Raw genomic sequence first — 7237 nt, 5'->3', positions numbered from 1 at the left:
GGTGGCCGTTGTGGCGCCGGCAACGGAACGATTCCTGGCACCTGCGCACAAACAAATTTACGCCACGGTACGGCGCACTTCCAAGGCGTGTGGGAACTGGTTTGCCCGTGGGATCACCCGCCCGCGCTGCGGCCCCCTCAGCCCCCCAACGCTTCAAACACCCGCTGGGTGATTTCTTCCACCGTGCCTATGCCGCTGATGCAGCGGTAGCGTGGCGCGTTGGCCGGATCGCGCGCGGCCCAGTTGCGGTAGTAGTCCACCAGCGGGCGGGTTTGCGCGGCATAGACGTCCAAACGCTTGCGCACGGTTTCTTCACGGTCGTCGTCGCGCTGGATGAGGTCTTCGCCGGTGACGTCGTCCTTGCCGTCGACCTTGGGTGGGTTGTACTTGATGTGGTAGGTGCGGCCCGAGGCGGGGTGCACGCGCCGTCCGCTCATGCGCTCAATGATGGCCTCGAACGGCACGTCGATTTCGAGCACGTAGTCGATGCGCACACCGGCGTCGCGCAGCGCGTCGGCCTGCGGGATGGTGCGCGGAAACCCGTCGAACAGGAAACCGTTGGCGCAATCGGGCTGGGCGATACGCTCTTTGACCAGGTTGATGATCAAATCATCACTGACCAGGCCGCCGGCGTCCATGACCTGTTTGGCTTGCAGTCCGAGCGGGGTGCCGGCCTTGACGGCGGCGCGCAGCATATCGCCAGTGGAGATCTGCGGTATGCCGTACTTCTGGCAGATGAACGCAGCCTGCGTGCCTTTGCCAGCGCCCGGAGCGCCCAACAGAATCAGTCTCATGGGTTTCCTTTACGTGTCGCAAACGGTGGAAGGAGGGCGGCTGCGTGCAGCGCTCTCCTCGCACGGCGCACGCAGCGGCTGACGCGGCGGCCAGCGGCCGCAAGAATAGCATGCACTGCCTGACACAGGCTGACAGCAAGCGGTAGCGGGCGGGTGCTTGCGGGTAACGATTGCGTTGGGATGGCGATGGGTAGAAGCGCGCCGCCATGGGGTGACCGAGACGATGCGGCTCATCGAGTTCAGTGGGTGGCGATGGGTAGAACCGCGCCGCCATGGGGTGGTTGGCCAAGGTGAGCGACCATCTCCCGCCACCAGATTGTGCCCGCCGATTGATGAAGTCCTCCTCGAGGCTCTGGACAGGTCGCGTTGACCAGTGCTGTGGCGCATTCCTATGGCCTGTGCGGCGGCACTTGCCGGGACGCTCCTTTTATCGCGATGGTGGATTGGCCGCAGAGGCCCACAGGGCGCGCACGCGCGCCAGATCGTCGGCGGTGTCCACGCCCGGCCCGGGGGCGTGCGGGGTGATGGTGACGGCAATGCGCTCGCCGTGCCACAGCACGCGCAGTTGTTCCAGCGCCTCACAGCGCTCCAGCGGCGCCGGTTCGAGCCGGGGGAACTGACGCAGGAAGCCAGCCCGGTAGGCGTATAGCCCGATGTGACGCAGCGGCTGTGCACCGGTGGGCCAGCTGCCGAGGTTCAGCTCGGCGTCGTGGCGTGGGGCGTCGCGCCACCACGGCAGCGGCGCACGGCTGAAGGTCAGTGCCGTGCCGTGGCGGTCCAGCACCACCTTGACGACGTTGGGGTTGAATAGGTCGGCCGCGTGCTCGATGGGGTGGGCGGCGGTGGCCATGACGCAGTCGGGCCGCTGCTGCAAGGTGTGTGCGACCTGCCGCACCAGTGCCGGGTCGAGCAGCGGTTCGTCCCCCTGCACGTTGACGACCAGCGTGTCGTCGGTCCAGCCCAGCTGGTCGACGGCTTCGGCCAGCCGGTCGCTGCCGCTGTGATGGTCGCCGCGGGTGAGCAGCGCGGCAAAGCCCGCGCGCTGGCACACGGCGGCGATGTCGGCGTCGTCGGTGGCGACGGTGCAGCTGAGCGCGCCGCTGGCGCGCGCGCGCTCGGCCACGCGCACGATCATCGGCGCGCCGGCGATGTCCAGCAGCGGCTTGTCGGGCAGCCGGGTGGAGGCGCGGCGTGCCGGGATAAGGACGTGAAAGACAGGGGTGTTCATGCAGGTGGCGCGTTTCAGATGCCAGCGGGCCGGATGGGGCAGCAGCGGTCGCAGCGGCGAGCGGTTGGGACACCAAAGGCACCACAGACGTGCCCGGGGCAGCGGGAGCGCGGCATCAAGGTGCCCCAGCGCAAACGCCGATCGCTACGGCGCAGCTGACGCCGGCCGCGGCGGCGCCAACCGGTCGAGTTCGTCGTCATCCAGCGCGCGCGCCTCTTCCTCCAGCAGGATGGGAATGCCGTCACGGATGGGGTAGGCCAGGCGGGCGCCGCGCGACACCAGCTCCTGCGTTTCGCGCGCGTACACCAGTGGCCCCTTAGTCACCGGGCACACGAGCAGGGAAAGTAGCTTGCTGTCCATGCGGGGCATCATAGCGCGGGTAGGGCCTCGGGGGACATGCCAGAGGCTTACAAGGCCAGGGACCGGCGGGCATCCGCCAGGGCCGCGTCGACGGCGTCGAACCAGGCCGGCTCGGGCTCCAGCGCCAGCGGTACCCGGTACAGAGCCATCCCCGGCGGCGCGGGCAGCCGGTGCAGCTTGACGGCGTCCTTGTCAGTGCACAGCCATACGCGGGGCGCGCCACTTGTCTGGCTCGCGTGCCACCAGGCGGTGTGCAGGGCGGTGCCGTTGGCGTGGTCGGGCAGTGGCAGGGTGGGCCCCAGGTGCAGTCCCAGTTCCCGCAGCGCCTGAAAAAAACGGTGTGGCAGCGCAATACCGGCCAGCGCGCCGACGGGCGTGCCATGAGCGGCCCAGTTGGCCAGCGCATGGGGCTGGCCATCCGCATCGTACGCCAGCGGCGACAGGCAGCGCCGAGCCGCATATTCCGGATAAGGGTGCGGGCGCGGTAACTGCGCTGGGGCAGCGGTGCGCAGCACCAGCACCGCCCCGTTGCCCCACGCCGGGGCGGGCCAGGGCTGGCGCAGCGGGCCAGCGGGCAGCAGCCAGCCGTTGCCCACGTCACGCTCGTCGAATACGACGACGGTCAGGTCGCGTGCCAGCGCCCAATGTTGCATGCCGTCGTCGCTGATAAGCACGTCGATCGTAGGGAAGCACTGCAGCAGTGTGCGCGCGGCGGCTGGGCGGTCGCGACCTACCGCCAGCGGCACGCCGGTGGCTTGCGCCACCAGCGCCGGCTCGTCGCCACACACAGCGGGGTCGGCTGCCTCGCCTGGGGCGACAATGGCCAGGCCGTGCCGCTGCAGGCTGACACGCCCGCCCACGCCACGGGCCAGCACGCCCGGCTGCCAGCCGCGCCGCTGCAGATGCTGCACCAGGGCGATGACGGTGGGGGTCTTGCCCGCTCCGCCGGCAACGACGTTGCCCACCACCACCACCGGCACCGGCAGCCGCTCGCCCCACTGGCCACGGCGCCGCGCCCGGCGCTGCCACCACGCGCTGCGCAGCGCCCAAGCGGCCCCGTACGCCCATGACAGCGGCCACAGCGCACGCGCCAGCGCCCCGCGTGTCAACCAGGCCGATGGCAGGTCGGGTCGCGGCATCAGCGCCTGCCGTCGCGCTGGGTGGCGAAGGTGATCTGGACCAGCCCCACCTGGCGCGCAGCGTCCATTACATCAATGACGGACTGGTGGCTGGCCGCGGCGTCGGCCTGGATGACGAGGACGGTGTCCGCGGCTCGCGGCGCGCTGTTGAGGGCCGCCACCAACGCCTCCACGCCGGTCTGCTCCAGCACCCGGTTGTTGACGGCGTAGCGGCCGTCAGCCGCGACGCTGACGACGACCTCGCGCGGTGTCTGCGGCGGCAGCTCGGCCTGCGCCACCGGCAGATTTACCTGCAGCGCCGTGGTCTGACTGAAAGTGGTCGTCAGCATCAGGAAGATCAGGATGACGAGCAGGATATCGATGAACGGGATCAGATTGATCTCGGGCTCGTCGCGGTTGCCGTGCTGAAAGCGCATGGGGCGGATCTCCGGAAAAACCGGCGGGCGCCGGAGAGCGGCGGCAGCGGCCGGCGGGCCCGCGGGCGGATGCACGAGGGCTGCCTACCGGGGGGCGTGCCGGCGCCTCAGCGGCGCAGCGTCAGCAAATGGTGCAGGAACGTTTCGGCGGCCACCTCCAGCTGCAGCAGCAGCGCGTCGGCGCGGGCGCGAAAGTAACGCCAGAAAACGAGCGCCGGCACCGCGATGATGAGGCCAAACGCGGTGTTGTACAGCGCCACCGAGATGCCGTGCGCCAACTGTGCGGGGTTGCCCCCACCTGGCAGCAGCCCGCCAGGGCCAGCTTGTGAGCCAAAAATCTCGATCATGCCGATGACGGTGCCCAGCAGCCCCAGCAGCGGAGCCGCCGACGCTACCGTGCCCAACGCGCCCAAGTAGCGCTGCAATTGTGCTGCGGCCAGCCGCCCCGCCGACTCCAGCGCGGCGCGCAGCTCGGCGTCGGTGGCACGTGGGTTTAGGTGCAGCGTATGCAGGCCGGCGGCGAGCACCGCGCCCAGCAGCGAGTTGTCAGCCAGCTGCTCGATGACATCGGCTGGCGGCACGCCGTTGCGTGAGGCCTGCATCGCTTCGTCCAGCAGCCGCGGCGGGGCGATGCGTGCGGTGCGCAGGCTCAGCGCGCGCTCGATGACGAGCGCCAGTCCGACGATGGAGCAAGCGATCAGGGTCCAGATCGGCCAGCCGGCGGCCTGTATGATCGACAACAAAGCAACCCTCCTGACGGCAGCACGGGAAGTCGCCCCTCACTGGCGCGCATTATCTCGCACGGTCTGCTGCGTTGGCCGGGTGGCGCGGGCCGTGCCGACTGCACCTGCGCCGTGTAGGGCACCGTGTGGGCCGTGTGCCTCCGACCAGGACTGCGCAGGGCTCGCCATTAGGGGGCGTGGTCTGTGGCGGCCCCAGGTGGCGCGGCGGGCTGTGGCAGCGGCTGACCACCGCGACCGACCCGATGAACGACAGTCTGACAGAGCAGAGTATGACGGACGAGGTGATCGACGATGGGCCTGCCTGGAACGTGGGGGCGCTGGTCAACGCCGTGGCCGATGCGCTGCGCGCGCGCTTCAACCCCGTGCGGGTGCGCGGTGAAGTGTCTGGGTATGTGCGCGCGGGCAGCGGCCACCAGTACTTTATTCTGAAGGACGCGGAGGGACAGCTGCGCTGTGCTTGGTTCCGCCGCGCTGCGCAAAACCAGGAGGCGGCGGCTAACCTGCGCGACGGCCAGCAGGTGGAGGTGTTGGGACGGCTGGACGTGTACGCCGCGCGCGGTGACCTACAGCTGATCGTGGAGCGCGTGCAGCCGCTGGGGCAGGGCAGCCTATACGAGGAATTTTTGCGCCGCAAGGCGCAGCTGCAGGCCGAAGGTTGGTTTGATGCCGCGCGCAAGCGGGCGCTACCCGCCTATCCAGCCAGCGTCGGGGTGGTGACGTCGCTGGACGCGGCCGCCTTGCGCGATGTGGCCACCACGCTGGCGCGGCGTGTGCCACACCTGCCGGTGTGGCTGTACCCCTCGGCGGTGCAGGGCGCGGACGCCCCGGCGCAGCTGTGCGCTGCGCTGCAACGCGCCTATGCCGACCACCGCGCGCTGGGCCGACCTGCGGTGCTGCTGCTGGTGCGCGGTGGTGGCTCGCTGGAGGACTTGTGGGCGTTCAATGACCCCGAGCTGGTGCGCACCGTGGCGCAGGCACCGATGCCGGTGATCAGCGGCGTGGGGCACGAGACCGACTTCACGCTGGCTGACTTTGCTGCCGACGTGCGCGCGCCCACGCCGACTGCGGCGGCTGAGCTGTGCGCGCCGGCCGCAGCCGTGCTGCAGCAGGCGCTGGCGCGCTGGCAGGAGCGGCTGCACAGCGCCGCGCAGCGGCGGCTGGACGCACAGGCGCAGCGGCTCGATGGCCTGGCGCAGCGGCTGGGTCGTCCCTCGGCGTTGACCGCGCGCGAGCAGCAACGCCTGCTGCGGCTGGAGCACCGGCTGCGGCAGGCAATGGCGCAGGGCGTGGCGCGGCGTGCCCAGCACGTGCAGCGGCTGCAGCAGGCGTGGTGGGCCGCCGTGCGCCAGGATGGCGAGCGCCGCCTGCGCCAGGCGGACGCGCTGCAGCAGCGCTGGGCGCAGGCGCTGCTGCGCGTGCGCGAGCGACAAGACCAGCGGCTGGCCCACGCTGCTGCGCGCCTGACGCTGCTGGATCCGCGGCTGGTGTTGCAGCGCGGCTATGCGCTGGTGACCACCCCGGATGGCGCGGTGGTAACCGACGCGGCCCGCCTGACGCCTGAGCAGGCGCTGTGCGTGGCGCTGGCACGGGGCGAGCTGGACGTGCGCGTGGCGGCCATTCGGTCCGGGGTCTAGCCCTGACGGTGGTGTGTGGGCGTGCAGCGTGCAGGGTCAAATGGCCTGCCGCCTGGGCAGTGGTGCACAGCCTTGCCTACAATGCCAGCGTGCGTCGAGCGACGCCCTGATACGGTCAACCCAAGAGTGAGGACACACCATGGAACATACCCTGCCACCACTGCCGTTTGCCATCGATGCGCTGGAGCCCTACTACTCGAAAGAGACGCTGGAGTACCACCACGGCAAGCACCACAACGCGTACGTGGTCAACTTGAACAACCTGCAAAAGGGCACCGAGTATGAGTCCATGGCGCTGGAGGACATCATCCGCAAAGCGCCCAACCCTGGCCCCATCTACAACAACGCAGCGCAGGTGTGGAACCACACTTTCTTCTGGAACTGCATGAAGCCCAATGGTGGCGGTGAGCCCAGCGGTGCGCTGGCGGATGCCATCAACGCCAAGTGGGGCAGCTACGCCGCCTTCCGCGACGCCTTCGTCAAGAGCGCGGTGGGCAACTTCGGCTCGGGCTGGACCTGGCTGGTCAAGAAGCCCGACGGTACGGTAGATATCGTCAACACCGGTGCGGCCGGCACGCCGCTGACCACTGCCGACAAAGCGCTGCTGACGGTGGACGTGTGGGAGCACGCCTACTACATCGACTACCGCAACCTGCGCCAGAAGTTCGTCGAAACCTTCCTGGACAAACTCGTCAATTGGGAGTTTGCGCAGGCTAATTTTGCCTGACCGGTAATCGGCGATGGCCCGACACTGGGTCGGGTGTCGGGTTCGTGACTTCTGTCACGGGGGTTTTCCCGTTGGGGGAGCGGGGTCTCTTGGAGCTCGGCCGGGTGGACACGTTATCCGAGCGGACCTTGGGTGCGGTGGCTGGGGGGAACGAAAGCGCCGCTCAACGGAGTAGGGCGCTACCGAACGGCCCCCC

8 protein-coding genes are annotated in these 7237 nt (G+C 69.4%); 2 read left to right on the top strand and 6 right to left on the bottom strand.

The annotated features are described in order from the left end of the window. Positions 1-137 precede the first annotated feature (137 nt). The 6 genes from adk to V7Z54_RS08655 all read right to left on the bottom strand — a co-directional run bounded on the left by adk (position 138) and on the right by V7Z54_RS08655 (position 4680). Entirely contained in the window at positions 138-794 is a 657-nt protein-coding gene (adk, locus tag V7Z54_RS08680) for an adenylate kinase (protein ID WP_334135880.1), read from the bottom strand. Positions 795-1221: 427 nt separating this feature from the next. Beyond that, on the bottom strand, positions 1222-2022 hold the full coding sequence (gene kdsB / locus V7Z54_RS08675) for a 3-deoxy-manno-octulosonate cytidylyltransferase (RefSeq protein ID WP_334135879.1): 801 nt from the start codon (positions 2020-2022) through the stop codon (positions 1222-1224). 144 nt (positions 2023-2166) lie between these two features. Next, complete coding sequence (locus tag V7Z54_RS08670) at positions 2167-2382, bottom strand: Trm112 family protein (protein ID WP_334135883.1); 216 nt, start codon at positions 2380-2382, stop codon at positions 2167-2169. 47 nt (positions 2383-2429) lie between these two features. Beyond that, the gene (lpxK, locus tag V7Z54_RS08665; protein WP_334135877.1) at positions 2430-3521 is read right to left on the bottom strand and encodes a tetraacyldisaccharide 4'-kinase; all 1092 of its coding nucleotides are present in this window, start codon (positions 3519-3521) and stop codon (positions 2430-2432) included. After that, positions 3521-3937: an ExbD/TolR family protein gene (locus V7Z54_RS08660; RefSeq protein WP_334135875.1), complete on the bottom strand. Its 417-nt coding sequence runs from the start codon at positions 3935-3937 to the stop codon at positions 3521-3523. The genes lpxK and V7Z54_RS08660 overlap by 1 nt, the downstream gene beginning before the upstream one ends. A 107-nt stretch (positions 3938-4044) precedes the next feature. After that, entirely contained in the window at positions 4045-4680 is a 636-nt protein-coding gene (locus V7Z54_RS08655; protein ID WP_334135874.1) for a MotA/TolQ/ExbB proton channel family protein, read from the bottom strand. Positions 4681-4922: 242 nt separating this feature from the next. On the opposite strand from V7Z54_RS08655, the gene xseA reads away from it, so the two are divergent. Both xseA and V7Z54_RS08645 read left to right on the top strand, forming a co-directional pair. Further along, positions 4923-6314 carry an exodeoxyribonuclease VII large subunit gene (gene xseA / locus V7Z54_RS08650; protein WP_334135873.1) on the top strand — a complete coding sequence of 464 codons (1392 nt, stop codon included), beginning with the start codon at positions 4923-4925 and terminating at the stop codon, positions 6312-6314. Between the two features lie 139 nt (positions 6315-6453). Further along, positions 6454-7041, top strand: coding sequence for a superoxide dismutase (locus tag V7Z54_RS08645; RefSeq protein ID WP_334135872.1), 588 nt, complete (start codon positions 6454-6456; stop codon positions 7039-7041). Positions 7042-7237: the final 196 nt, after the last annotated feature.

It is taken from the genome of Tepidimonas sp. (genome assembly GCF_036824975.1).
Lineage (GTDB): Bacteria > Pseudomonadota > Gammaproteobacteria > Burkholderiales > Burkholderiaceae_C > Tepidimonas.
The sequence above is the reverse complement of the archived record's forward strand: the minus strand, read 5'-3'. Positions and strand labels throughout refer to the sequence as shown.